The organism is Amycolatopsis sp. NPDC051128 (assembly GCF_040682715.1).
GTDB lineage: Bacteria > Actinomycetota > Actinomycetes > Mycobacteriales > Pseudonocardiaceae > Amycolatopsis.
Genome location: NZ_JBFBBN010000085.1, coordinates 1 through 23,540, shown reverse-complemented (window position 1 = coordinate 23,540; position 23,540 = coordinate 1). Strand labels below are relative to the sequence as shown.

Annotated in this window: 25 protein-coding genes; 9 read left to right on the top strand and 16 right to left on the bottom strand. The window is 72.0% G+C overall.

The window, feature by feature from the left end; translation table 11 throughout:
• Positions 1-99: 99 nt before the first annotated feature.
• Genes ribA through AB0M82_RS44640 form a run of 6 tightly spaced genes read right to left on the bottom strand, consistent with a single transcriptional unit; the run spans position 100 to position 5,058 of the window.
• Positions 100-753 carry a GTP cyclohydrolase II gene (gene ribA / locus AB0M82_RS44665; protein WP_364735698.1) on the bottom strand — a complete coding sequence of 218 codons (654 nt, stop codon included), beginning with the start codon at positions 751-753 and terminating at the stop codon, positions 100-102.
• Positions 750-1,766, bottom strand: a complete 1,017-nt coding sequence (locus AB0M82_RS44660) for a lysylphosphatidylglycerol synthase transmembrane domain-containing protein (protein ID WP_364735696.1) — start codon at positions 1,764-1,766, stop codon at positions 750-752. The genes ribA and AB0M82_RS44660 overlap by 4 nt, the downstream gene beginning before the upstream one ends.
• The gene (locus tag AB0M82_RS44655) at positions 1,763-2,605 is read right to left on the bottom strand and encodes a class I SAM-dependent methyltransferase (RefSeq protein WP_364735695.1); all 843 of its coding nucleotides are present in this window, start codon (positions 2,603-2,605) and stop codon (positions 1,763-1,765) included. Before AB0M82_RS44655 ends, AB0M82_RS44660 begins: the two co-directional genes overlap by 4 nt.
• The gene (locus tag AB0M82_RS44650; RefSeq protein WP_364735693.1) at positions 2,602-3,669 is read right to left on the bottom strand and encodes a glycosyltransferase family 4 protein; all 1,068 of its coding nucleotides are present in this window, start codon (positions 3,667-3,669) and stop codon (positions 2,602-2,604) included. Before AB0M82_RS44650 ends, AB0M82_RS44655 begins: the two co-directional genes overlap by 4 nt.
• Positions 3,666-4,064: a 6-carboxytetrahydropterin synthase gene (locus AB0M82_RS44645; protein ID WP_364735691.1), complete on the bottom strand. Its 399-nt coding sequence runs from the start codon at positions 4,062-4,064 to the stop codon at positions 3,666-3,668. Before AB0M82_RS44645 ends, AB0M82_RS44650 begins: the two co-directional genes overlap by 4 nt.
• Positions 4,065-4,095: 31 nt before the next feature.
• Positions 4,096-5,058 (bottom strand): zinc-binding alcohol dehydrogenase, encoded by a 963-nt coding sequence (locus AB0M82_RS44640; protein ID WP_364735689.1) that lies wholly within the window; start codon positions 5,056-5,058, stop codon positions 4,096-4,098.
• 78 nt (positions 5,059-5,136) lie between these two features.
• Here AB0M82_RS44640 and AB0M82_RS44635 point away from each other — a divergent pair, with 78 nt between their 5' ends.
• A complete protein-coding gene (locus tag AB0M82_RS44635) occupies positions 5,137-5,910 on the top strand; it encodes a CDP-alcohol phosphatidyltransferase family protein (RefSeq protein ID WP_364735687.1) in 774 nt (257 codons plus the stop codon).
• Here AB0M82_RS44635 and AB0M82_RS44630 read toward each other — a convergent pair.
• From AB0M82_RS44630 to AB0M82_RS44620, 3 genes are read right to left on the bottom strand one after another with little or no spacing between them, the layout of a single operon-like run.
• A complete protein-coding gene (locus tag AB0M82_RS44630) occupies positions 5,907-6,863 on the bottom strand; it encodes an ATP-dependent DNA ligase (RefSeq protein ID WP_364735685.1) in 957 nt (318 codons plus the stop codon). The two genes, AB0M82_RS44635 and AB0M82_RS44630, sit on opposite strands and share 4 nt — an antisense overlap.
• Positions 6,864-6,914: 51 nt before the next feature.
• Positions 6,915-7,712, bottom strand: a complete 798-nt coding sequence (locus AB0M82_RS44625) for an oxygenase MpaB family protein (RefSeq protein WP_364735683.1) — start codon at positions 7,710-7,712, stop codon at positions 6,915-6,917.
• A 58-nt stretch (positions 7,713-7,770) separates the two neighbouring features.
• On the bottom strand, positions 7,771-8,655 hold the full coding sequence (locus AB0M82_RS44620) for a LysR family transcriptional regulator (RefSeq protein ID WP_364735681.1): 885 nt from the start codon (positions 8,653-8,655) through the stop codon (positions 7,771-7,773).
• Between the two features lie 92 nt (positions 8,656-8,747).
• Here AB0M82_RS44620 and AB0M82_RS44615 point away from each other — a divergent pair, with 92 nt between their 5' ends.
• Together AB0M82_RS44615 and AB0M82_RS44610 are read left to right on the top strand one after the other, a co-directional pair.
• Positions 8,748-10,088 carry an FAD-binding oxidoreductase gene (locus AB0M82_RS44615; RefSeq protein ID WP_364735679.1) on the top strand — a complete coding sequence of 447 codons (1,341 nt, stop codon included), beginning with the start codon at positions 8,748-8,750 and terminating at the stop codon, positions 10,086-10,088.
• A gap of 70 nt (positions 10,089-10,158) precedes the next feature.
• Positions 10,159-11,331, top strand: a complete 1,173-nt coding sequence (locus tag AB0M82_RS44610; protein WP_364735677.1) for an acyltransferase — start codon at positions 10,159-10,161, stop codon at positions 11,329-11,331.
• Here AB0M82_RS44610 and AB0M82_RS44605 read toward each other — a convergent pair.
• Positions 11,328-11,732, bottom strand: a complete 405-nt coding sequence (locus AB0M82_RS44605; RefSeq protein ID WP_364735675.1) for a nitroreductase family deazaflavin-dependent oxidoreductase — start codon at positions 11,730-11,732, stop codon at positions 11,328-11,330. The two genes, AB0M82_RS44610 and AB0M82_RS44605, sit on opposite strands and share 4 nt — an antisense overlap.
• A 121-nt stretch (positions 11,733-11,853) precedes the next feature.
• Here AB0M82_RS44605 and AB0M82_RS44600 point away from each other — a divergent pair, with 121 nt between their 5' ends.
• Positions 11,854-12,318 (top strand): MarR family winged helix-turn-helix transcriptional regulator, encoded by a 465-nt coding sequence (locus AB0M82_RS44600; RefSeq protein WP_364735673.1) that lies wholly within the window; start codon positions 11,854-11,856, stop codon positions 12,316-12,318.
• Between the two features lie 3 nt (positions 12,319-12,321).
• On the opposite strand, the gene AB0M82_RS44595 is transcribed toward AB0M82_RS44600, so the two are convergent.
• From AB0M82_RS44595 to AB0M82_RS44585, 3 genes are all read right to left on the bottom strand, one after another.
• Positions 12,322-12,681, bottom strand: coding sequence for a PLDc N-terminal domain-containing protein (locus AB0M82_RS44595; protein WP_364735671.1), 360 nt, complete (start codon positions 12,679-12,681; stop codon positions 12,322-12,324).
• A 58-nt stretch (positions 12,682-12,739) separates the two neighbouring features.
• Positions 12,740-13,489 carry a hypothetical protein gene (locus tag AB0M82_RS44590; RefSeq protein WP_364735669.1) on the bottom strand — a complete coding sequence of 250 codons (750 nt, stop codon included), beginning with the start codon at positions 13,487-13,489 and terminating at the stop codon, positions 12,740-12,742.
• 279 nt (positions 13,490-13,768) lie between these two features.
• Positions 13,769-14,443 (bottom strand): GNAT family N-acetyltransferase, encoded by a 675-nt coding sequence (locus tag AB0M82_RS44585; protein WP_364735667.1) that lies wholly within the window; start codon positions 14,441-14,443, stop codon positions 13,769-13,771.
• 52 nt (positions 14,444-14,495) lie between these two features.
• Here AB0M82_RS44585 and AB0M82_RS44580 point away from each other — a divergent pair, with 52 nt between their 5' ends.
• A complete protein-coding gene (locus AB0M82_RS44580; RefSeq protein ID WP_364735665.1) occupies positions 14,496-15,350 on the top strand; it encodes a PaaX family transcriptional regulator C-terminal domain-containing protein in 855 nt (284 codons plus the stop codon).
• 32 nt (positions 15,351-15,382) lie between these two features.
• Here the strand turns inward: AB0M82_RS44580 and AB0M82_RS44575 are convergent, their stop codons facing one another.
• Positions 15,383-15,781 (bottom strand): RidA family protein, encoded by a 399-nt coding sequence (locus AB0M82_RS44575; protein ID WP_364735663.1) that lies wholly within the window; start codon positions 15,779-15,781, stop codon positions 15,383-15,385.
• A 67-nt stretch (positions 15,782-15,848) separates the two neighbouring features.
• Between AB0M82_RS44575 and AB0M82_RS44570 the strand changes: the two genes are divergently transcribed.
• Both AB0M82_RS44570 and AB0M82_RS44565 read left to right on the top strand, forming a co-directional pair.
• Positions 15,849-18,191, top strand: coding sequence for a bifunctional salicylyl-CoA 5-hydroxylase/oxidoreductase (locus AB0M82_RS44570; protein ID WP_364735661.1), 2,343 nt, complete (start codon positions 15,849-15,851; stop codon positions 18,189-18,191).
• Positions 18,188-19,351 (top strand): acyl-CoA dehydrogenase family protein, encoded by a 1,164-nt coding sequence (locus tag AB0M82_RS44565; RefSeq protein ID WP_364735659.1) that lies wholly within the window; start codon positions 18,188-18,190, stop codon positions 19,349-19,351. Before AB0M82_RS44570 ends, AB0M82_RS44565 begins: the two co-directional genes overlap by 4 nt.
• Here AB0M82_RS44565 and AB0M82_RS44560 read toward each other — a convergent pair.
• A complete protein-coding gene (locus AB0M82_RS44560) occupies positions 19,302-19,922 on the bottom strand; it encodes a DUF2306 domain-containing protein (protein WP_364735700.1) in 621 nt (206 codons plus the stop codon). The genes AB0M82_RS44565 and AB0M82_RS44560 overlap by 50 nt on opposite strands.
• 417 nt (positions 19,923-20,339) lie before the next feature.
• Positions 20,340-21,596, bottom strand: a complete 1,257-nt coding sequence (locus AB0M82_RS44555; protein ID WP_364735657.1) for an ROK family transcriptional regulator — start codon at positions 21,594-21,596, stop codon at positions 20,340-20,342.
• Between the two features lie 120 nt (positions 21,597-21,716).
• On the opposite strand from AB0M82_RS44555, the gene AB0M82_RS44550 reads away from it, so the two are divergent.
• Positions 21,717-22,952 (top strand): ROK family transcriptional regulator, encoded by a 1,236-nt coding sequence (locus AB0M82_RS44550; protein WP_364735655.1) that lies wholly within the window; start codon positions 21,717-21,719, stop codon positions 22,950-22,952.
• Positions 22,953-23,167: 215 nt separating this feature from the next.
• Positions 23,168-23,368: an RICIN domain-containing protein gene (locus AB0M82_RS44545; RefSeq protein WP_364735653.1), complete on the top strand. Its 201-nt coding sequence runs from the start codon at positions 23,168-23,170 to the stop codon at positions 23,366-23,368.
• Positions 23,369-23,540: the final 172 nt, after the last annotated feature.

Sequence of the window (23,540 nt, the reverse complement as noted above, 5' to 3'; positions counted from 1 at the left end):
GCGGTGCCTTCGACGATCGCTTCCCGCGGTGAGCCACCGGAAAGCCGTCGTTCGCGAATCCTGAGGGACTCTGAGTCCCTCAATGCGACATTCACGGACTTAGGCGCCTGAGAACACCTGGTTCAGGTGCGGGAGCAGGTGGTGCATCCGCTCGGCCTTCGTCCGGAGGTACCGCAGGCTCTCCGGGTTCGGCGCGACCAGCAGGGGGACCTGCTCACTGATCCGGATTCCGTAGCGGGTCAGCTGCTCGACCTTCTTCGGGTTGTTCGACAGCAGCCGCACCGAGCGGATGCCGAGGTCGGTCAGGATGGCCGCCGCCGCGTGGTAGTCGCGGGCGTCGACCGGCAGGCCCTGCGCCACGTTCGCGTCGACCGTGTCGAGGCCCTCGTCCTGCTGCAGGCGCATCGCCTCGAGCTTCGCGAGCAGGCCGATCCCGCGGCCCTCGTGGCCCTGGACGTAGACGAGCACGCCCGCGCCCTCTTCGACGATCCGGTCCAGCGCCGCCGCCAGCTGATCGCCGCATTCGCAGTGCGTCGAGCCGAAGACGTCGCCGGTCAGGCACTCGCTGTGCACCCGGGCCAGTGCGCCGAGCGGGGCGACGTCGCCGTAGACCAGCGCGACCTGCTCGGTGCCGGTGCGGTCGAGGTAGCCGACCGCGCGGAACGTCCCGTGCCGGGTCGGTAACCGGGTCTCGACCACCCGCTCGACCACGGCCCGGCGCGGCAGATCCCCGACGACCTCACTTGCGGTCATGACAACCCCACTTCCGTTTCGATCCCGGTGCCGGCCGCGACGCGCGGAGCGGGTACGACACCGGTGTGCGGAGCGCGGGTCACGCGGAACCCGGCGACGCTCCGGACGAGCAGGACACCGGCGCCGGGCAGGCTCGCGACGAGCGTGAGCACGCCGTAGACCACGGCGACGGTGACACCTTGGGCGGCCCCCAGACCGGCCGCGCCGAAGAGCAGGGCGCAGACGCCCTCGCGCGGGCCGAAGCCGCCGACGTTGAGTGGGAGACCCATCGCGAGCAGCGCGAGGATCATCAGGGGCAGGAGCTGCCCGACCGGCGCGTCGACGCCGGCGACGCGGGCGGCGACGACGAACAGCGCCAGGTGCCCGGCCAGCGTCGCGGCCGACAGGAAGCTCACGCTGGGCCAGGTCTCGCGGGTCAGCAGGCCGAGCCGGACGTCGGCGAGCGTGACGGCGAAGCCGCGACGCCACTTCGACGGGCTGTGGATCCACCGGCCGCCGAGCACCCGGCCGACGATCAGCGCGGCGACGGCGGCCAGCACGACGACCACGCCGGCGACCGTGACGACCTCGCGGAACGCGCCGGGCACGACGCCCGGCCACCCCAGCACGACGGTGACCGCGGACGCGATCAGCACGACCTGGCCGGCGGTGCGTTCCAGGACGACGGCGCGCACGCCGCGCGGCACGTCGCCGGCCTCGCGGCCGTGCTGCACCGCGCGGTGGACGTCCCCGAGGACGCCCGCGGGCAGCACGCCGTTGAGGAACAGCGCGCGGTAGTAGTCGGCGACGGCGGTGCGCAGGGAAAGCCGCAGCCCCAGCCGGGTGGCGACGATCTGCCAGCGGCCGGCGCTGAACAGCGTCGTCGCGAAGCCGATGCCGAGCGCGGCCAGGACGCCACCGGTGTCGATCCGGCCGAGCCCGTCCAGGAACGCGGCACTGCCGAGCTGCCAGACGAGGACGGCGAGGATGGCGACCGCGCCGAGGATCCGTAGCCAGGCCAGCGCGCGCTTCACGCCGCGGCCTCCAGGCTCGGCGGCAGGACCAGCAGGTCGCCGTGGTGGATCACCGCGCGCAGTTCGGCGGACTGTGCCATCTCCAGCCGTCGTTGCAGGTAGACGTCGGCGACCGGGCGCAGCTCCGGCAGCTGTTCGACGGCGGCGCCGACCCAGCCTTCGAGCCACTGCCGCTGCAGTTCGGCCTGGTCCGGTCCGAGCCGCCACGCGCTGTCCGCGCGGACGACCGTGGCGCCGAGCCTGCCGAACGCGGTCGCGGCGGCGTCCACCGCGTTGGGGCCGAGCAGCCGGCGGCCGTCTTCGGTGACCCGGCGCTGGTGGGCGTTGAACGCGGCGGCGACGGCGGAGTCGAGCGGGTCGGCGGGCGACAGCTCCACCTTGCCGGTCACCGAGAGCATCAGCAGCGCCGCGCAGCCCGCTTCGACGATCGCCGTGGCCAGCGCCGTGACCTCGTCCTTGGTCAGCAGGTCGAGCAGCGCGGAGGCGGTGACCAGCGAAGTCCCGGCGAGGTCCGCGGCGCGCAGCGCGGTGATGTCGCGCTGCTCGGCGACGACGTCGATGGGGCTGCCGTCCAGCGCGGTCCGCGGCAGGCTGCCGCGCGCGTGGGTGAGCAGGTCGGTGTCGTGGTCGTGCAGGATCCAGCGCTGGGTGCCGGGCAGGCGAGCGGCCAGCCAGCGGCCGAGCGAGCCGGTGCCGCAGCCGAGGTCGCGGATGACCACCTCGTCGCCGTCCGGCAGGAAGTCCAGGAAGCCACGGAGCGGGTCGACGAGTTCGGTGGCGCGAGCCGCGGCGTCCGCGGGTTCACGCAGGTAGAGCCAGTCGGGCGCGAACGCGGTCATGCCGCCGCCTCCTGCCGCTGCAGGATGTCGGCGATCCGGCGGGCGGTGTCGTCCCAGCCGGTCAGCGCCTCGCGGCGCAGTCTCGCCGACGCGCGCAGCCGCGTCCGCAGCGCCGGGTCGGTGAGCCAGCGGCGCAGGGCCGCGCCGAGCGCTCCGACGTCGTCGCCGGGCACGAGCATCCCGGGCACCGAGCCGTCCGGCGCGACGCCGAGCGTGTCGGGCAGGGCGTCGACGTCGGTGGTCAGCACCGGCACGCCGTGGGCGAGGGCCTCGGTGACGACCATGCCGTACGTCTCGGCGCGCGAGGGCAGCACCAGCAGGTCCGCGGTGTGGTAGGTCGCGGCGAGCGCCGGGCCGGTGCGTGGGCCGGTGAGCGTGAAGCGGGCGCCGAGACGGTGCTCGCGCAGCCGCTCGACGTACTTCGTCTCGCGGCGGATCCCGCCGACGCATTCGCAGGTCCAGCGCAGGTCGGCGACGGTCTCGAGGGCCTGGGCGAGCACGCCTTGGCCCTTGCGCGGGGTCACGTTGGCGACGCAGACCAGGCGGGACATGCCGTCGGTGCCGATGGCGAGCGGCGCCGGGTCGACGCCCGGCGTCACCGCGTGCACGCGGTGCGGGGCCAGGCCGTGGTGGCCGATCAGGCGGCGCGCGGCCCACTCGCTGGTCGCGACGACCGAACTCACGGCCCGCAGCGTCTCGCGCTCCAGCGCGTCGAGCTCGGCGGCGAGCACGGGCGGCAGGCCGGTCTCGTCGGCCAGCGGCAGGTGCACCAGCACGGAGAGCGAAAGCCGCCGTGACTGCGGGACGACGACCTCGGGCACGCCACAGGCGACCAGGCCGTCGAGCAGCACCGCGGACCCGGTGGGCAGCGCGGAGAGGAGGTGGCCGAGGACCGCGCGGGCCTCGGTGTCCGGCCGCGGCCAGGAGCCGGCGACGGCGATCTCGTGCACGTCGAGGCCCGCCGCGGCGAGCCGGTCGCACATCCGGCGGTCGTAGACGTTGCCGCCGCTGGGCACGGACGCGTCGTCGACGTCTCCGGGGAGGACCACGTAGAGGGTGTTCACAGGGCACGCTCGTAACTCGCCCAGGCGACGTGCGATTCGTGCAGCGAGACGGCGATTCCTTCGAGGCCGCGCGCGCCTTCGCCGAGGCGTCCGGCGTGGACGGCGTCGGCGAGGCGGTCGGCGACGACCTTCGCGAGGAACTCGGTCGACGTGTTGATCCCCTTGAACTGGGGCTCGTCGTCGAGGTTGCGGTAGTTCAGGTCGCTCAGCACCGCCCCGAGTTCTTCCGTGGCCTTGCCGATGTCGACGACGATGTTGTCGTCGTCGAGTTCGGTGCGGCGGAAGGTCGCATCCACCACGAAGGTCGCGCCGTGCAGGCGTTGCGCGGGGCCGAAGACGGCTCCGCGGAAGCTGTGGGCGACCATCACGTGGTCACGGACGGTAATGCTGAACACCAAGACCTCCGATGCGTTCGGGTGGACGTGGTCATTGCGGCTGATACATGACACGGAGGCACAGCGCGGAAAGTTCATTCCCGGCCAGCCGGGGTAACACGGAAGGCAGATCTTCAAACGTGCACTCGCCGCTGACCAGCGTTTCGAACGCCGGATCGGCCAGCAGATCGAGGGCGACGCCGAGCCGCTGGGCGTAGGTGCGGTCCGGGCGCGCGACCGTCCCGACCTGGCTGCCGCGGATCGCCAGCCGCCGCGAATGGAAGTTCTCCCCGAGCGGCACGCTCACTTTCCGGTCGCCGTACCAGGACAGCTCCACGACCTCGCCTTCCGGCGCGAGGAGCTCCAGCGCGCGGGCGAGCCCGGCCTCGCTGGCGCTCGCGTGCACGACGAGGTCACAGTCGCCGAGTGCGTTCTCCGGAGCCGAGAACTCGACGCCGAGCGCTTCGGCGGTTTCCGCTTTGGCCGGGTCGACGTCGATCAGCTGCACCCGGGTGGCCGGGAAGCCGCGGAGCAACTTCGCGACACTGCAGCCGACCATCCCGGCGCCGATCACCGCGATCCGGTCGCCGAGCCGCGGCCGCGCGTCCCACACCGCGTTCACCGCGGTCTCGACGGTGCCGGCGAGGATCGCCCGGCCGGGCGGGACGCCGTCCGGCACCGGCGTCACGGCGCTCGCCGGGACGACGTACGCGGTCTGGTGGGGGTAGAGGCAGAAGACGGTCCGGCCGAGGAGCGCCGCCGGGCCCTGCTCGACGACGCCGACGTTGAGGTAGCCGTACTTCACCGGGCCGGGGAATTCGCCCTCTTGGAACGGCGCGCGCATGACGCCGTACTGGCTCGCCGGGACACGGCCGGTGAAGACGAGCGTTTCGGTTCCCCGGCTGACGCCGGAGCAGAGCGTGCGGACGAGGACGTCGTCCGGGCCGGGGTCCGGCAGGGTGACCGGCCGGAGCGCCCCTTCACCCGGCCGTTGAACCCAGAAGGCCTGTTCCACGTGTTTCTCCTCAGCAGGCGACCGGAGGCTGGTGTCGCCGCCACCCTATGAGCAGCCGTGCCGATTCGCGGAGTGACGATGATCAAGCAGGGACTTTTCCTACGTTCGGCGATTCCGGTGTGGGTGCTCGCCGCAGGGGCCGTCGTGGGCGGCCTCGACCCGATCGCGTGGGCGACCGGGCTCACCTTCGGCGTGGCCCTGGTGCTGCTGACGAGCTGGGGCTTGCGGCGCACCGGCCATGGGGCCTTCGGCCCGGCCGACTGGATCACCTTCGCGCGGGCGACGCTGGTCGGCTGCGCGGCCGAGCTGATCGCGGACGGCGGCCGGCCCATCGCGTGGGTGGTGGGACTCGTCGCCGTCGCCCTGCTCCTGGACGGCTTGGACGGCCAGGTCGCCCGCCGCACCGGCACGGCGTCGGAATTCGGCGCGCGCTTCGACATGGAGGTCGACGCTTTCCTGATCCTGCTGCTGTGCGTCCAGGTGTCGCGGACGCTCGGGCTGTGGGTGCTGGCGATCGGCCTCATGCGGTACGCGTTCGTCGCCGCTTCCTGGGCGATGCCCTGGCTGACGGCGCCGCTGTACCCGAGCATGGCCCGCAAGACCGTGGCGGCGGTCCAGGGCGTGGTCCTGGTGGCGGCGGTGTCGGGCGTGCTCCCGGTCCTGGGGACGTTGGCCGCGGTCGCTTCGGCTTTGACGGCGCTGGCGTGGTCCTTCGGCCGGGACGTCATCTGGCTGGCGCGCCACCGGGTCGCGGAGCCGCGGCCGGCGAGGATCGTGGAGATCACCCGCGCGACCCTGCGGCGCCCCCTCGGCCACGGCACCGCCTGGCGTGGCCACAACCAGGCCGCTTAGCCCGATTCGCGTGCCACCCGGGCTCGGCGCTTGCCTTCGTGCATCGCGGCGACCCGGGCGATCGGGATGGTGTGTCCCTCTTCGACCAGGTCGGCCGGCAGCACGAACGGCTCCGGCATCTCCTCGGTCCACGGGTCGCCGCCGGCGAGCAGACCCGGCGCGGTGTGCACCGTGAAGTCGGCCGGTTTGACGCCGTCGAGGTCGGCCCAGCGGACCGGGAACGAGACCGGCACCCCCGGCCGGTGCCGCGGGCTGTACACCGACACGACCGTCCCGCCGCCGGCGCGCGTCGAATCGAGGAACACCTTGCCCTCACGGCGTTCCTTGACGAACTCGGTCGTTCCGAGTGCCGGGTCGATCCGCTCGGCGCGGGCGGTGACCGCGCGCGTCGCCGCGGCGATGTCCTCAGTCGACTGTCCCGGTGCGAGCGGCACGAAGACGTGCAGGCCCTTGGAACCACTGGTCTTCACCGCGCCGTCGAGCCCGTCGTTGCGCAACGCCTCGCGCACCAGCTTCGCCGCGCCGATCGCCAGGGAGAACGGGCCGTCCTCGGGCGGGTCGAGGTCGAGGATCAGGTGCGTCGGCCCGTTCGCGGGCTCGCCGCGGAAGAGCGTGGTGTGGTACTCGATCGCGCGCTGGTTGCCGAACCACAGCAGCGTGCGAAGGTCGTTGCCCAGCGCGTAGATCACTTCGCGCCGGGACCGGTCGGCCCACAGCGCCCGGCGTTCCACCCAGTCGGGCGTGTACTTCGGCAGGTTCTTCTGCATGAACGGCCCTTGGCCGCGCAGCACCCGCACGACGCTCAGCAGCCGGTCGTGCAGCTCCGGCAGCATCCGGTCGGCGACGGCTTCGAGGTAGTCGACCAGGTCGCGCTTGGTGGCCTCGGCGCCGGGGAAGACCTCCTGGTCGAGACTGCTCAGCTTGACGCCGTGCCGGATCTCTTCGCTGCTCATCGGCCCACCTTCGCGCCCGCGCGCGAAGCGGTCAACTCTCAGAAAGCCCCCTCAGACCAGCGGACGCCCGGTGCGCAGCCGGCGGCGCAGGTCCCAGAGGCACAGGTTGAACGGGAACCGCCGCAGCGGGGCGGGCAGCACGCGGACCACCCGGCCGATCGCGGCGAGGAGCGCGTCGAACCGGCGCTGGTCGGCCGCGGTCCAGGGCAGCCGCATTTCGTCGCGGAAGCGCCGCGGGAGGAAGCCGGTGGTGACGAAGCGGTGGAACCGCCGTCCCGGCGCGGCGACGACCGGGTGCAGGAAACGCAGGTCGACGATGTCGGTGAGGTACCGGCGGACGACGTCGTCGATGGCGACCTCGGCGAGCCCGGCGGTCCAGTACTTCTCGAAGGCCTCACGGTCCGCGGGCCACATCTCCGGGCGGACCTGCAGTGTCGTGCCGAACGTCGCGGCGTCGCGGTAGAACCGCTCCGGCTCGCCGCCGACGAACGCGACGTAGACGTCCTCGAAGCCCTTGTACAGGCAAGCCGCGACCCACAGCTGCAGGTCCGTGTCGAAGGCGTTGTAGGCGACTGGGCTCGACACGCTCGAACGCACCCGGGCGTGCACCCGGTCGACCGCGCGCCGGTACGCCGCGCGCTCGGCGTCGGTGCCCATCGTGGCGACCGCGAGGTAGGTCAGGGTGGTCCGCGTCCGCTTCACCGGGTGGCGGAAGAGGTTGCCGCTGTCGACCTCGCTCTCCAGCACGCCGTGGCCGACCGGTGCCCGCGAGAGCTGCATGATCACGTTCGCGCTGCCGGCCAGCAGCCCGGCGCCGACGACGGCGTCGTGGAGAGCGGGATCGGCCATCGGCACGCCTCCTCGCGTGAGCGGTTCGCCCTCAGGAAACGCGCTTGTTGACGTCATGTCAAGAGTCGTAGGCGGCCCGCGCGAATGCGATCAGGGCGCGCGCCGCCGGGCTGAGCGGACCTTCCGTCCGCCACGCCAACGCCAGCACGCCACGCAACCCGGGCCCCACGATTTCGACGATCCGCAGCTCCGCCTGGTGGAACCGGGCCAGCGACTCCGGCACGATCGCCACCCCGAGGCCCCGCGTCGCGAGCTGCACCAGGACGTTCGGATCGGCCGCCTCGAACGCGATCCGCGGCGTCAGCCCCGCCCGCGCGAACGCGGCGTCCAAGGCCGTCCGCAGGCCCGTGCCCTTCGGCAGCGCCATCAGCGGACGGCCGCCGAGGTCGGAGATCGTGACTTCGCTCCGGTCCGACAGCGGGCCGCCGGGCGCCGTGACGGCCAGGAACGGCTCGTCGACCAGCACCTGCGTCGCGATGCCGGGTGGCGGGCCGGTCGCGAGGCCGACCACGGCCAGGTCGAGCCGTCCTTCGCGCAGCGCCGCGAGCATCACGTCGGAGTTGGCTTCGGACAGCGTGATCTCGACCGCCGGGTACCGCTCGTGGAAGCCGGCCAGCAGGTCCGGCAGCGCGACGGGGCCGGCCGACGTCACGGCGCCGATCGCGACCTGGCCGCGGACCAGCCCGGCCAGTTCCTCGACGGCCTCGCGCACCCCCCGCACCGCCGCGAGCGCGGCTCGCGCGTGCGGCAGCGCGGCGGCGCCGACGTCGGTGAGCCGGACCGTGCGGCCGGAGCGGTCCAGCAGTTCCTGCCCCAGCTCCCGTTCCAGCCGCCGGACCTGGGCGCTCACCCCGGGCTGGGCTACGTGCAGCCGTTCGGCCGCGCGCGTGAAGTTGCCTTCCTCCGCCACCGCGACGAAGTACGCGAGCTGGTGCAGTTCCATAAGCAGTGATTCTAGCCAGCAGAAATACCAGATCTTGGACTTCTGATCGAGTTCGGCCGAAGCTGGCAGGACCACCGACGAAAGGAGTCACCATGGACGTCACCCAGCTCACCGGCGAGGTGTTCCAGCCCGGCCAGGACGGCTACGCCGAGGAGGTCGCCGGCTTCCAGACCGCCGTCCCCAGCGACCCCGCGGTGGTGGTCGGCGCCACCACGGCCGAGGACGTCGTCACCGCCGTGCGGTTCGCCGCCGCCCACGACCTGCCGGTCGCCGTCCAGGCCACCGGGCACGGCTTGACCAGGGGCTCGGACGGCGGGCTGCTGATCAGCACCCGCCGAATGACCGGCGTCGAGATCGACGCCGCGGCGAGCACCGCCCGGGTCGAGGCCGGCGTCCGCTGGGGCGCGGTCATCGAAGCCGCCGCGAAGCACGGCCTGGCGCCGCTCAGCGGCTCGTCACCGGACGTCGGCGTCGTCGGCTACACCCTCGGCGGCGGTTTCGGGCTGATGGGCCGCCGGTACGGCCGCGCGGCCGACCACGTCCGCGCGCTCGACGTCGTGACCGCCGACGGCGAGCTCCGGCACGTCGACGCGGACGCCGACCCCGATCTGTTCTGGGCGCTGCGCGGCGGCCGGGACAGCTTCGGCATCGTCACCGCGCTGGAGTTCGCCTTGGTCCCGGTGACCGAGCTCTACGGCGGCGGCCTCCACTTCGACACCGCGGACCTCCCCGCGGTCCTGCGGGCCTGGCGCACGTGGTCGGCGGCCGCGCCGGACGCGCTGACGACGTCGCTCGCGCTGATCCCGTACCCCGACCTGCCGATGGTGCCGGAACCCTTGCGGGGAAAGCACATCGCGCACGTCCGGATCGCCTACCTCGGCGACGGCGGCGACGAGCTCGTCGCGCCCCTGCGCGCCGCCGCGCCCGCGCTCATGGACACGCTGAAGCGCATGCCGTTCACGGAGTCCGGCTCGATCGCGGCCGAACCCCCGCACCCGCACGGCTACCACGGCACCAACGCGACCGTCGCGCAGCTGAACGACGCCATGCTCGACGCGATCCTCGAGCACGCCGGTCCCGGCGCGGCCGTGCCGACGGTGCTGATCGTCGACCGCCTCGGCGGCGCGCTCGGCCGGCCGGCCGAGACGCCCGGCGTGGGCTGGGACAGCTCCGCGGAGTTCGTCGTGCGGGCACTGTCGGTGATCGGCGACGCGGGCGCGGACGTCGTCCGGCGGGCGCACGCGAAGCTGTTCGGCGCGCTGGCGCCGTGGACGACCGGGCGACTGCTGCCGTTCGTCTACGGCGAGCACGCGCCGGCGGACATCGCGGAGAGTGTCCATCCGGCCGCCGAGCTGCGCCGGCTGCGCGAGCTCCAGCACCGGTACGACCCCAAGGGCACCTTCCGAGTAGACCACCAGGCACAGCGTCGGTAACAGGACGCACTTACACTCCCCCGGAAGATCACTCCGACGCCCGGAAGATCACTCCGACGGAGGACCCGCCTTGCGCACGATGAGCCACGAGGACTACCTCGACACGCGGCGGTTCCCCGGCCTCGACGGCCTGCGCGCGCTCGCCGCGACGATGGTCGTCTTCTACCACTTCGGCGGTCCGAACTGGACCTGGCTGTCGGGCTGGGTCGGGGTCTACCTCTTCTTCGTGCTGTCCGGCTTCCTGATCACGACGCTGCTGCTGCGCGAACAGGACCGCACCGGCGGGATCTCGCTGTCGAACTTCTACCTGCGGCGGGTCTTCCGGATCCTGCCGCCGTACCTGGTGATCCTCGGCGGGATCGTCGCGTTCGTCGTGCTGCGCGGCGAGTTCCACGAGCGCGGCTTCCCGCTCGCGCTGAAGTTCTACCTGACGTTCCTCAACGAGTTCCTGCCGTCGTTCGCCGACGGCAGGGCCGACAACTTCTTCAGCGGCTCGTGGACGCTCGGCATCGAGGAGAAGTTCTACCTGGTCTGGCCGTTCCTGCTGGTCGCCGTCGGGATCGGCGCGGCCCGGCGCAAGCTGCTGCTGATCAGCGCGGCGATGGTCACCCTGCTGGCGCTGGTGCCGCTGACCAGCGGCGGCTGGGTGCTCGGGGACTCGCGCGTCGCGATCTACCGCTCGAGCATCCACTACTTCATCCTCGCCGGCGGCTGCCTGCTGGCGATCCTGCTGCACTACCGCCGCGGCTACGCGCTGCTGAAGCCGTTGACCCACCCGCTGGCGGCGATCCCGGTCGTCGCCGCGTTCGGGCTGCTGAACACGAACCTCGACGGCCTGTGGACGCAGACTCGGCAGAACCTGCTGCTGCTCGTGGCGTACGCGGTGCTGACCATGCTGCTGCTGGTCGTGCTGGTGAGCCCCGGCCCGCTGCGGTGGCTGTTCGGCACCACGCCGCTGCGGTTCGTCGGCGAGCGGTCGTACTCGCTCTACCTGCTGCAGGGGCCGGTGCACTTCGTCGTCGTGCAGGCGGTGCCCGGGCTCGCGCCGCACCGGACGGTTTCGGCGGTGACGGTGTTCCTGGTGGGGCTGGCGATCGCCGACCTGATCCACCGCTGGGTGGAGAAACCGCTGATCGACGTCGGTAAGGGACTCATCGCCCGGCAGGAGGCCCGGCGCGCGGAGCGGGGGGCCGATCGCCGTCCCGCCGAACCGCGCACCGGGCCAACGCCGGTGGTGTTCTAGCGCTCGAGGACCACGATCGGGATGACCCGGTCGGTCTTCGTCTCGTAGTCGGCGAAGCCCTCGGCGTGCGCGACCATGCCCGCGTAGAGGCGGTCGCGCTCCGCGCGGTCGGCGATCACGGTGGCCGTCGCCTCGAACTTCTCCGTGCCGACCTCGACGGTGACCTTCGGGTTGGCGACGAGGTTGTGGTACCAGGCCGGGTTGTTCGGCGCGCCGCCCATGGAGGCGGCGACGACGAAGCGGTCGCCGTCGCGGGTGTAAACCAGCGGCGACAGGCGCTCCGCACCGCTCTTCGCGCCGATCGTCGTGAGCAACAGCACGTTCTTGCCCTCGAACATGCCGCCGACCTTGCCGTCGTTGGCGCGGAACTCTTCGGTGACCTGATTGTTGAAATCGTTCATGTCGGCTGGCGTTGTCATGGATTCCTCTGTTCTGGCCGGTACGCTCGATCGGTGCCCCGGAGGTACGCTCGGGGAGGCAAGAGTTTGCTTTGCAAACAAAGCTACCGACGGGACGAGGGCGATGTCAACGGAAGCCGGGCCGAGTGTCGAGGACGGCGTGCGGCAGCTCCTGCTGCTCATGCCGCGCCTGGTCGGCCGGGCGAAGCGGACGCCGGTCCCCGCGGCGCTCGAGGGCTGCGCGCTGGCGCCCCGGCACCTGTCGCTGCTTTCGTACCTGCTGTTCGACGGCCCGATGACGGTCACCGAACTGGCCACCCGCCTGCAGGTCGCGCCGACGACGGCGAGCCTGATGGTCGGCGACCTCAGCCGCCAGGGCGTGCTGAACCGCGACGAAGACCCGGCCGACCGCCGCCGCACGATCGTCAGCATCGCCCCGGACAAGCGCCCGGCGGTCGACGCGTGGCTGGCCCGCGGCGCGAAGGCGTGGAGCGACGCACTGAGGCCGTTGACCCCGGCCGAGCGGCAGCTGGTCATCTCGACGCTCGAAGCCTACGAACGCGGCACCTGCGAAGGCCCCGCCTGCTGACGCTCAGGCTTCGCCGCGCTTTTCGCGGGCCAGCTTGCGCTGGGCCTCCGCACGCTCCCGGCACTTGCGAAGGAACTCCTCGTCGTCCTCCTCGCTCGTCGCCGCGAAACGGCCCGGCCGGTCGTACTCCGGGAACGCCGGCGTGCTGCGCTCGTACGGCCCGCGGGCCCGCGTCACCTGCTGCGGGCGGCCCGCGACCAGCCAGACGATCGACCCCACCAGCGGCACCACCAGCACGACCAGCAGCCACCGCCCCTTCGGCAGGTTGCGGCAGGACGACTCGTCGGTCGTGATCACGTCGACCAGGCAGAAGATCCACAGCCCGAGCATGACGATGCCGAGCAGACTGTTGAAGTACAGCAATTCCCGAACCTTCCCCAGAGACCGAACGCGGTAATTCTTAGCAGAACCCGCCGGCGGTTCAGCCGCGGGTCACCCGCAGTACCGCGGGCATCCGGAGATTCGGCGACGACACCCACGTCGTTTCCGCTTCTGTCAGGCGGAAACCGCGCAACGCCTGGAGAACGCCGGTCGCGAGGGCGATCGCCTGGGCCGACCCCGGGCATTCGCGGGGCCCCGCACCGAACGGCATTCCCGCCAAGGACACCGTGACGTCTTCACCGTCGATCCGGCGGCGCGTGCACAGCACCGGCGGTTCGGCGAGCAGTTCGCCGGGGTTTCCGGCCAGGGACGCGGAAAGCGCGTTCCCGATGAGTCCCGCCGTGGCGTCGCAGGCCTGGATCAGCAGGCCGATCCGGGCGGCGGCGAGTTCGGTCGTCCCGCCGCAGACCGCGATCAGCCGTCCCAGCGCGGCTTCGGCGTCCGCGTCCGGTGTCACATGCGGGTGGTAGGCGGCCGCGACGAGCGCGACGTCCGCCGAGACGTCCGGCAGGCCCAGCGCCTCCGCGAGGATCCCGACCGGCACCGGCCGCGCGATCACGGCCATCACATCGAAGGCGTCAAGCTCATCGGCCAGCTGAGCGGTGCGGGCGAAAGCCTTGTCTCGCAAGGAATACGCGTCGACATCGGCAAGAAGGTCCACCGACAGCGAGCGCCGCCGGACGTGGTCGGAGCCGTTGCTGAAGCGGGCGACGGACGCGCGCAACCAGGCGACACTCCCCGCAGGAACGTCGGAAGGAACGGGCGGAACCGGAGCGGTCAGCGAAGTCATGCGGCGAAGGTAGCCGCGGGAAACGTCGGCGACGGCCGAAGCATCTGCCATATCCGGGGCTTGGCCCGATTGGCCCGGTTTCAGGTGCTCGCCCACAGCCGTGAATGTCGCATTGAGGGACATAGAGTCCCTCAATGAGCCATTCACGGCCTTCCGTTGACCGCTTGCGCGGCAGAGGAATCCTTAACTACCGCCACCCGGAACCCCCGAAAACCATCTGCCAGATCCGGGGCTTCGCCCCGGGCCGGGGGCTCCGCCACCCGGAACCCCCGAAAACCATCAGAGCAGCGAAGCCGGGAACCACGTCGCCTGCGGACCGTCGCACCGGGTGGTCCGGGGGACGTCGTGCTGGAACCACCACGCCGGGGTGACGCGCCCGTCCGGCAGCCGGTAGGTCGGCGGGCCGGCCACGCGGGCGAGGCCCGCCGCCTGCAGCGACCGCGCGCTGGCGACGTTGCCCACCTCGGCGCCGGCCCGGACGCGCGGCAGCCCCAGGTGGTCGTGCGCGAGCGTCAGCCCGGCCGCGAAGAGCACCCGCCCGTCGCCGCGGCCGCGGTAGTCCGGGGCGAGGTAGCCGCCCGTCTCCGGGCCGCCGTCCTCGCCGGTGTGCACGCTGACGAGGCCGACGCAGCGGTTCGCCGCGACGTCGATCATCACCAGGTCGATGGACTGCGGGTCGGGCGACACCCAGTCCGGGCCGGTGCCGGGCACGACGCGCAGCGCGTCCGCCCGCGCCGCCCGGGCGACGATGGAGTCGGCCTGCCAGCCGAGCCAGCGCTGCGCGGCCGGATCGCTGCCGCAGGCGACGGCGGCGGCGTACTCCCACGCGGTCGGCGTCCGGAACAGGAAACGCCCGTCGCGCACCACATGGCCCTGCCGATCGCAGGTCCGCTTGGTCATCAGACGGCCCCGGCGGGTGAGCCGGTCGAAGATCCCCTTGGTGGCTGGCAGCATCGCGGCGAAATCGTAGCGGAGCGATCGCCGTGCGGGTTGATATTGTGGCGCGATGACGGCCGTACCCGAGGCAACCGAACTGGACGGCTCCGGTCGTGCGGCCCAGCCTCGTCAGCTCATCGTGACGGTTTACGGCCTCTATTCACGCACCGAAGGCGGCTGGCTCTCGGTGGCTTCGCTGATCGACCTGCTGGCCGCCGTCGGCGTCGACGAGCCCGCGGTGCGGTCGTCGATCTCGCGGCTGAAACGGCGCGGGATCCTCGAAGCGGTCCGTCGCGACTCGACGGCGGGGTACGAACTCTCGGGCGACGCACGGGAAATCCTGCGCGAGGGCGACGAGCGGATCTTCCGCCGCGAGCGCGGGACCCCGGGCGACGGCTGGCTGCTCGCGGTGTTCTCCGTGCCGGAAACCGAGCGCCACAAGCGCCACCTGCTGCGCACCCAGCTCGCCCGGATGGGTTTCGGCACCGCCGCCTCCGGCGTCTGGATCGCCCCGGCGCACCTCCACGGGGCGACCGCCGAGGCGCTGACCCGGCTCGGCCTGGCCGGGTACGCCGACCTGTTCCGCGCCGACCACCTCGCGTTCGGCGACGTCGAGGCGAAGGTCCGCCAGTGGTGGGACCTCGACCGGCTGGACGAGCTGTACACGACCTTCATCGACGAGCACGGCCCCGCGCTGCGCCGCTGGCAGGGCCGCAGGTCGGTGACCGACGAAGAGGCCTTCGCCGACTACGTCCGGGTGCTGACCGGCTGGCGGCGGATGCCCTATCTCGACCCCGGCCTGCCCGCGGAGTTCCTGCCCCGCGACTGGTCGGGGATCCGCGCGGCCGAGCTGTTCTTCGAGCTGCACGCCCGGCTGGAGGACCCCGCGCGCGCCTACGTCGCGAAGACGATCAACCTCGACTGAGTCCCGGCGCAAGGTGAGTGAGAAACAGGATCTCACTCACGACGGGGGACGACCGCGAAGCCCTGGACCTCGACCAGGGCTTCTTCGTCCCAGAGCCGGGCGACGCCGATGCCGGCCATCGCCGGGTACTCCGTGCCCGCGAGCCGCCGCCAGACCGCGCCGATCTCGCGTGCGTGAGCCCGGTAGCCGGCCATGTCGACGATGTAGATCGTCACGCTGCACAGGTCCGCCGGCTCGCCGCCGGCTGCGCGCAGCGCCGTCAGCAGGTTGCCCAGCGCGCGTTCGAACTGCTCGACGACGCCGTCGCCGACGATCTGGTTCGACGCGTCCAGCGCGGTCTGCCCGGCGAGGAAGACGACCCGCCCCTCCGCCACCACCGCGTGCGAGAACCCGGACGGCTTGCCCAGCTCCGGCGGGTTGATGCGTTCCATGCCGGACACCGTACGCCATCTTTCGCGTTATTGACGATCGTACCGCTGACGACATATCCTGGACGGCGTGCGAATCGCGGTCATCGGCGGCGGCCCGGCGGGCCTGTACTTCGCCGCGCTGGCGAAACAACTCGGTCCCGCCCGCGAGATCACCGTCTGGGAGCGCAACGCGCCGGACGACACGTTCGGCTTCGGCGTCGTGTTCTCCGACGAGACGCTCGGCGGCATCGAGCACGCGGACGCGGCGGTGCACGACGCGATGAGGTCGGAGTTCGCCCGCTGGGACGACATCGACGTCCACTACCGCGGCACGGTCACCACCTCGGGCGGCCACGGCTTCGCCGCGATGAGCCGCAAGCGCCTGCTCGGCATCCTCCAGGGGCGCTGCGCCGAACTCGGCGTAGAACTGCGCTTTCGCACGGAAGCCCCCACTGACCTCTCGGGGTACGACCTGGTCGTCGCCGCCGACGGCGTCAACTCCGCCGTGCGGTCGCGGTTCGCCGAGACGTTCCGCCCGAGCGTGGAGACCCGCCGGTGCCGTTACATCTGGCTCGGCACGGACCTGGTGTTCGACGCGTTCAAGTTCCACATCCTCGAAACGCCGGCCGGGATCATGCAGATCCACGGCTACCCGTACGGCCGCGACGGCAGCACGTTCATCCTCGAAGTGCAGGAGGACGTCTGGCAGCGGACGTTCGGGCCGATCGCGGCGACCTCACTCAAGCCCGGCGAGAGTGACGAGAAGTCCATCGCGCTGATCCGTGAGCTGTGCGGCGACGTCCTGGGCGGGCACCGCGTGATGGCGAACAACTCGAAGTGGGTCTCGTTCGGCACGGTGCGCTGCGAAACCTGGGTGCACGAGAACGTCGTCCTCCTCGGCGACGCCGCGCACACCGCGCACTTCTCGATCGGCTCCGGCACGAAGCTGGCCATGGAGGACGCGCTCGCGCTGGCCGCGTGCCTGCAGGAAAACGAAGGCGTCGCGGAAGCGCTCAAGGCGTACGAGCTGGAGCGGCGCCCGGTCGTCACGTCGACGCAGCGCGCCGCGCAGGCCAGCCTGGAGTGGTTCGAGAACATCGCGCAGTACGCCCACCAGGAGCCGCCGCAGTTCGCGTTCAACATCCTCACGCGCAGCCGCCGCGTCACCTACGACAACCTTCGCCTGCGCGACCCCGAGTTCGCCACCGAGCTCGACCACTGGTTCGCGCGGTCGCTCGGGACCACCTCGCGGCCGCCGATGTTCCAGCCGTTCCGGCTCGGCGAGCTGGAGCTGCCCAACCGGATCATCGTGTCCCCGATGGACATGTACTCGGCCGTGGACGGCGTGCCGGGCGACTTCCACCTGGTGCACCTGGGCAGCAAGGCGCTCGGCGGCGCCGGGCTGGTGATGACCGAGATGGTCTGCGTGTCGCCCGAGGGCCGGATCACCCCGGGCTGCGGCGGGCTTTACACGCCGGAGCAGGAAACGGCCTGGAAGCGGGTCGTCGACTTCGTGCACGCGCAGACACCTGCGCGCATCGGCGTCCAATTGGGACACTCCGGCCGCAAGGGTTCGACGAAGCTCATGTGGGACGGCATCGACGAGCCACTCCCCGAGGGCAACTGGGAGATCTGCGCTCCTTCGGCGCTCCCGTACTCCGACCGGAACCAGGTCCCGCGCGAAGTGTCCACAGCGGACATGGCGGAGATCCGCGCTCAGTTCGTCGCCAGTGCCGAAGCCGCGGCGCGCGCCGGCTTCGACGTCCTCGAACTGCACTGCGCGCACGGCTACCTGCTGTCGTCGTTCCTCTCCCCGCTGACCAACCGCCGCGGTGACGCCTACGGCGGCTCGCTGGAGAACCGGCTGCGCTTCCCGCTGGAGGTCTTCGACGCGGTCCGCGCCGTCTGGCCCGCCGAGCGGCCGATGACCGTCCGGATCTCGGCGACCGACTGGGCCGACGGCGGCGTCGACGCCGACGACGCCGTCGAGATCGCCCGCGCCTTCGCCGCCCACGGCGCCGCCGGCATCGACGTCTCGACCGGCCAGGTCGTCAGCGACGAACGCCCGCAGTACGGCCGCAGCTACCAGACGCCGTACGCCGACCGGATCCGCAACGAGATCGGCGAAGAGTACGGCATCGCGGTGATCGCCGTCGGCGCGATTTCGTCGTACGACGACGTGAACTCGCTGATCCTCGCCGGCCGCGCGGACCTCTGCGCGTTGGGTCGCACCCACCTTTACGATCCACAGTGGACGCTGCACGCGGCGGCCGAGCAGGACTACCCGGTGGCGTGGCCCAAGCAGTTCGCCGCGGGCCGCCGCAAACCCCAGACCGGCCGGTCCGACGGGCCGGAGCCACGCCTGGACCTCGTCCGCTCCGGCCGCACCGGAACTGCCCATGCCCGCTGGCGACCGGGAGCCGCGCAATGACCGCCTTCGCCCTCGACCCGTCCCAGCAGGCCTTCGCTTCGGAAGTCCGGCAGCTGGCCGCGGACCGGCTGCGCCCGCTCGCCGAGTCCGGTGTGGAGGGTGCGGTGAACCGCCCGCTGCTCAAGGAGATGGGCGCGCTCGGCCTGCTCGCCCGGCTCTTCCCCGGCGTCGCCGAAGGGAAGCCGTCGCGCCAGGCGGCCGCGACGGACCTGTGCATCCTGCGCGAGAACCTCGCCACCGTGAGCACCGAAGCCGAGACGGCGCTGGCCTTGCAGGGACTGGGAAGTTACCCGGTCCTGCAGTCCGGGCAGGACGAACAGGTGGCGCGCTGGCTGCCCGCGGTGGCGGCCGGGGACGCGGTGGCGGCGTTCGCGCTGACCGAGCCGGACGCCGGTTCGGACGCGGCCGCGCTGTCGCTGTCCGCCGAACCCGACGGCGACGGCTGGCGCCTCACCGGCGAGAAGATGTGGATCTCCAACGCGCCGGAGGCGGACTTCTACACGGTGTTCGCCCGCACGACACCGGGTGCGGGCGCGCGCGGCGTCAGCGCGTTCGTCGTCCCGGCCGGCCGGCCCGGCCTGGGCGGCGAGCACCTCGACCTGGTCAGCCCGCACCCGATCGGCACGGTCACGTTCGACGGCGTCGAGGTCCGGCGCGAGGAACTGCTCGGCGAGGAGAACCGCGGCTTCGCCGTGGCGATGCGGACGCTGGACCTGTTCCGGCCGAGCGTCGGCGCGTTCGCCGTCGGGATGGCGCAGGCCGCGCTGGACGCCACTGTGGACCACACCGGCTCACGGGAAGCCTTCGGCGGGCCGTTGATCAAGCAGCAGGCGGTGGCGCACGCGCTGGCCGAGATGGCCACGCGCACGGAAGCCGCGCGGCTGCTGGTCTACGCCGCGGCGGCCGCGTACGACGCGGGTGAGGCGAACCTCAGTGGCCGCGCGGCGATGGCGAAGCTGTTCGCCACCGAGGCCGCGCAGTTCGTCGTCGACTCCGCGGTCCAGCTCCACGGCGCCCGCGCCCTGCGGCGCGGGCACCTGCTGGAGCACCTCTACCGCGAGGTCCGGGCCCCGCGGATCTACGAGGGCGCGTCGGAGATCCAGCGGACGATCATCGCGCGGTGGCTGGCTTCGGCTTCCGGTCGAGCCACCACTGGCTGAGCAGCAGCAGGATCAGGACGCTCAGCACGGCGGACAGCGTGGCCGCGTTCAGGATCAGCGCCTCCTTGTCCGCACTCCGCGGCATGACGATCAGGAACGCGAGTGGCGACAGGGCCCGGCTCATCAGCGTGCTCATGCACATGGCGAAGCTGCGGACCATCCACTTGCGATGGTCGGCGAACCGCCGCTGCCGCACCGCCCGCCACCCGGCGATCGTGAAGCCGAGCCACAGCAACGCGGCGAAGACGTTGAGCGCACCGACGACCGGCCCGAGCGGGCTCACCGTGCCGATCGTCACCGCCATCACGGCCGACGGAATCGCCCCGCCGAAGACGTAGACCCGCCCGACCCGGCGATGGACGACCGGGTGCTTCCGGCGCAGCCACGGCCAGACCTGCAGGATGACGCCGACGATGGCGATGGTCCCGAAGGTGATGTGCGCGACGAGGAACCAGTAGTGCGCGGCGAACCCGGCGGGCGCGGGCACACGCGACTGCGCGGGATCGAGGGTGAGGTACGGCGGCACGGAGTAGGCGAGGAAGACGGCGACGACCAGGGCGAGTGGCGCCACCCACGGCCGTCGCCACCAGGCCTTCCGCGCCGTTCCGGGGACTTGCCTGACCTCAGTTCGGACCGCCATGGTTCCCCTCCGTCGTCCGGCATCCGTCCCGTCCGACGCTAGAGACGATCACGGAGCCGAACCATGGGGCGCACCACCGGGTCGAGGTGGGGTTCGCCCCACCCCCGTTCGGGTCGGTCGAGCGGACGCGCGGTCCCCGGGTCGACCACGTTCGCGCGCCGGACCGGCGTTCCGGCCTGAGCCGCTTCGCATACCCATGAGCCCGCTCGAAGTTGTCCAAAAGGGACCAGCGAAGTAGCCGAGGACATCCGCGCCCGCGTTACGAGCCGCGCCACGAGTCCGGGTCGTCGTCGAACGCCGAGCCCTTATCCGTGACGTTTCTTGAATATCCCTTGCGCTGCAACAGTTTCAGGTGCTGCGGCCGCCGTTGGCGAGCAGCTGCGCGACGGGCAGCGTCGCCGCGCCCAGCGCGACGGCCTCGGGCCCCAGCGTGCCGAGGACGACCTCGGTGCGCTCCGCCAGGTAGCCGAGCGCGTGCCGGCCCACGGCATCACGCACCGCGGGCAGGATCGCCGGTCCCATGATCGCTCCCGCCGAGCCGGACAGCACCACCCGATCGGGGCTGAGCAGGTTGATCAGGTTCGCGATGCCGATCCCGAGGTACTCGCCGGTCTCGGCGAGGACGTCGGCGGCCGGCCCGGCGTTCACCGCCTCCGCGACGATGTGCGCCAGCTCGGCGTCGCTTTCGCCCCCGATGACCGGCCGCCGGCCGACGCGGACCGCGTACTGCCGGACGACCGCCTCGGTGCCGACGTAGGCCTCCAGGCAGCCGTGCGAGCCGCACCGGCAGGCCGCCCCGCCCGCCTTGACGACGGTGTGGCCCCACTCGCTGGTCGTGATGTCCGGGTGCGACCTCCCGGCCGTCGCGACGGCGGCCCCGACGCCGACGCCGAGCAGGGCGACGACGGCGCGTTCGGCGCCCCGGCCGGCGCCACGCCACGCCTCGGCCTGACCCAAGGTGCGAGCGCGGTTGTCGAGGTGGACCGGCATCGCTCGGGGGATCCAGGGAGGCTTGCCCCCCGGCTGGGGTCCGGGGCTCGGCCCCGGAGGGAACAGCGCGTGGATGTGGGGGTGGATGAGGTCCGCGAAGGCCACGCCGCGCCAGCCGAGGGTCGGTGCGTGCACGATCCCGCCGTCCCGGACCGCGCCGGGCACCCCGATGCCGATGCCGAACACCGCGGCCGGCTCGCCGCCTTCGAGCACCTCGGCGATGCCGGTGCGCACCAATCCGGCCACTTCGTCCGGATCGAGCCGGGTGCCGACGAGCGGGTGGCGCACCGTGCCGAGCGTCCCGAGCGTGCAGTCGAACAGGCCGACTTCGACGTGCGTTTCGCCGACGTCGACGCCCACGACCTGGCCGAACTCCGGCCGCACGGCCAGCAGCGTCCGCGGCCGCCCGCCGTCGGATTCGACCGAGCCCGCCTCGGCGACGACGCCGTCCGCGATGAGCTCGGAGACGACGTTGGTAACGGTGGCGGCCGACAATCCCGATTCAGCTACCAGTTCCAGCCGGCTGACGGGGCCGCCGAGGTACAGGGAGGAGAGTAGTGCCGCGCGGTTGTGCCGCCGGAGGTCTCGGGTCGTCTGACGCACCACCTGGGTCACCAGGAGAATTGTGCCAGATACGATCGGTTCGGGACTTAGTTCACCACTTAATACATAGCCACAACTTACAGTGATCAGGCATCCTGCCAGTGAGCCGGTCAGAGTCCAGATGGGTTGCCCATGGCGAGCAAGCGCACCACCGTCCGTGATCTCCGGCGGCACAACCGATCCCTGCTGCTGTCGAAACTGTACTTCGACGGGCCGCTGTCGAGGCACGAACTCAGCCAGCTCACCGGATTGAGTGCCGCCACGGTCAGCAACGTGACCGCCGAACTGGGCGACGAGCGGCTCATCACCGAAGCGGGGCAGGTCGAGTCCGACGGCGGGCGGCCCCGCGTGCTGCTGCGCGTCGACCCGGCGTACGGGCACGTCGCGGGCGTCGACATCGGGGAAACCGGCGTGAAGGTCGAGCTGTTCGACCTGGCGATGAACCGGCTCGCCACGGTCGAGCACCCGCTGCCGAAGGCGCCGGACCCGGCGACGGCGGTCGAGCAGGTGACGTCCGGGCTGCGGGAGGTGTTCGCGAGCGCGGGCATCGACGACGCGGGCGTGCTCGGCGTCGGCATCGGCGTGCCGGGCACGGTCGAGCAGGGGTCGCGGGTCCTGGTCCACGCGCCGACGGTCGGCTGGGACGCGGTGCCGTTCGCTTCGCTGGTGCACGACGCCGGCGTGACGCTTCCGCTGTTCGTCGACAACGGCGCGAAGACGCAGGGCCAGGCCGAGATGTGGTTCGGCGCCGGCCGCGGGGCCCGGCACGCGGTGATCGCGCTGATCGGTTCGGGCGTCGGCGCGGCGGTGGTCACCGACGGCACGACCTACCGCGGTTCGACGAGCAGCGCGGGCGAGTGGGGACACACGACGATCGCGTACGGCGGCCAGGACTGCCGCTGTGGCGCGCGGGGGTGCTTGGAGGCGTACATCGGCGCGGGCGCGGTGCTCGCGCGGTACCGCCGCGCGCGCGGCAAGGACGTCCCGGGCGAGGACGAGCAGGCGCGGTTCGCCGCACTGCTGGCGGCGGCCCCTCGCTCGAAGACGGCGGCTCGGGTCCTCGACGAAACGGCGGGCTACCTGGGCGCGGGCATCGCGAACCTGATCAACCTGTTCAACCCGGAGCGCATCGTGATCGGCGGCTGGGCGGGCTTGGCCCTGGGCGAGCAGCTGCTGCCGCGGATCCGCTCGGCCGCGGGCGAGCACGCGTTGCGGCACCCGTTCAGCCAGACGTCGATCCTGCTGGGATCGCTGGGCCTGGACGCGGTCGCGACGGGCGCGGCGACGCTCCCGGTGGCGGACCTGCTGGAGCAGGGAGCGACGTCGAGGATCGCGAAGCCGGGAGCACCGGACTCCGACGCGGCCTGACAGACAGCGCACCTCGGGGCGCTCTGTCATCTTGATTCTGATTGAAAAATGACTGGTCGACTGTTGTCCGACTTGTCTAGCCATGCATACTTTTGTTGCCAGGCACAACAAAGCGACCCTGGATCCGCCCTGCCCCGGGCCCGCGGACAGCGCGGCGAAGCACGGTCACCCCTGCCGCCGCCCCGGCAGGCGAGGCCACCTCCTCCTCGCGTTCCGTGCCGCGCGCGGAAAGCCGGTCCCACGGTGAAAGAGGCGACAACGCGGCTGCCCAGCAGTGGACGGCCGGCGCCGACGGCACGATCCGCGCGCTGGGCAAGTGCCTCGACGTCACCGGACAGTCCACAGCGGACGGTGCCCAGCTTCAGCTGTGGGACTGCGGCGGGACGGCCAACCAGAAGTGGTCCGTGCCCGCCTGAGCCAGCACCACCTGGCCCGGCCGACGTAGGCCTCGCCGAAGGTCCGTGAATGTCGCATTGAGGGACTTGAAGTCCCGGCTCGCCGAGAGCGCGCCAGGGTTCGAACCGGTCGGCTTCGCGCACCCGCTGTGCGTGCTGTTCTCCTCCGGCACCACGGGAAAGCCGAAGGCGA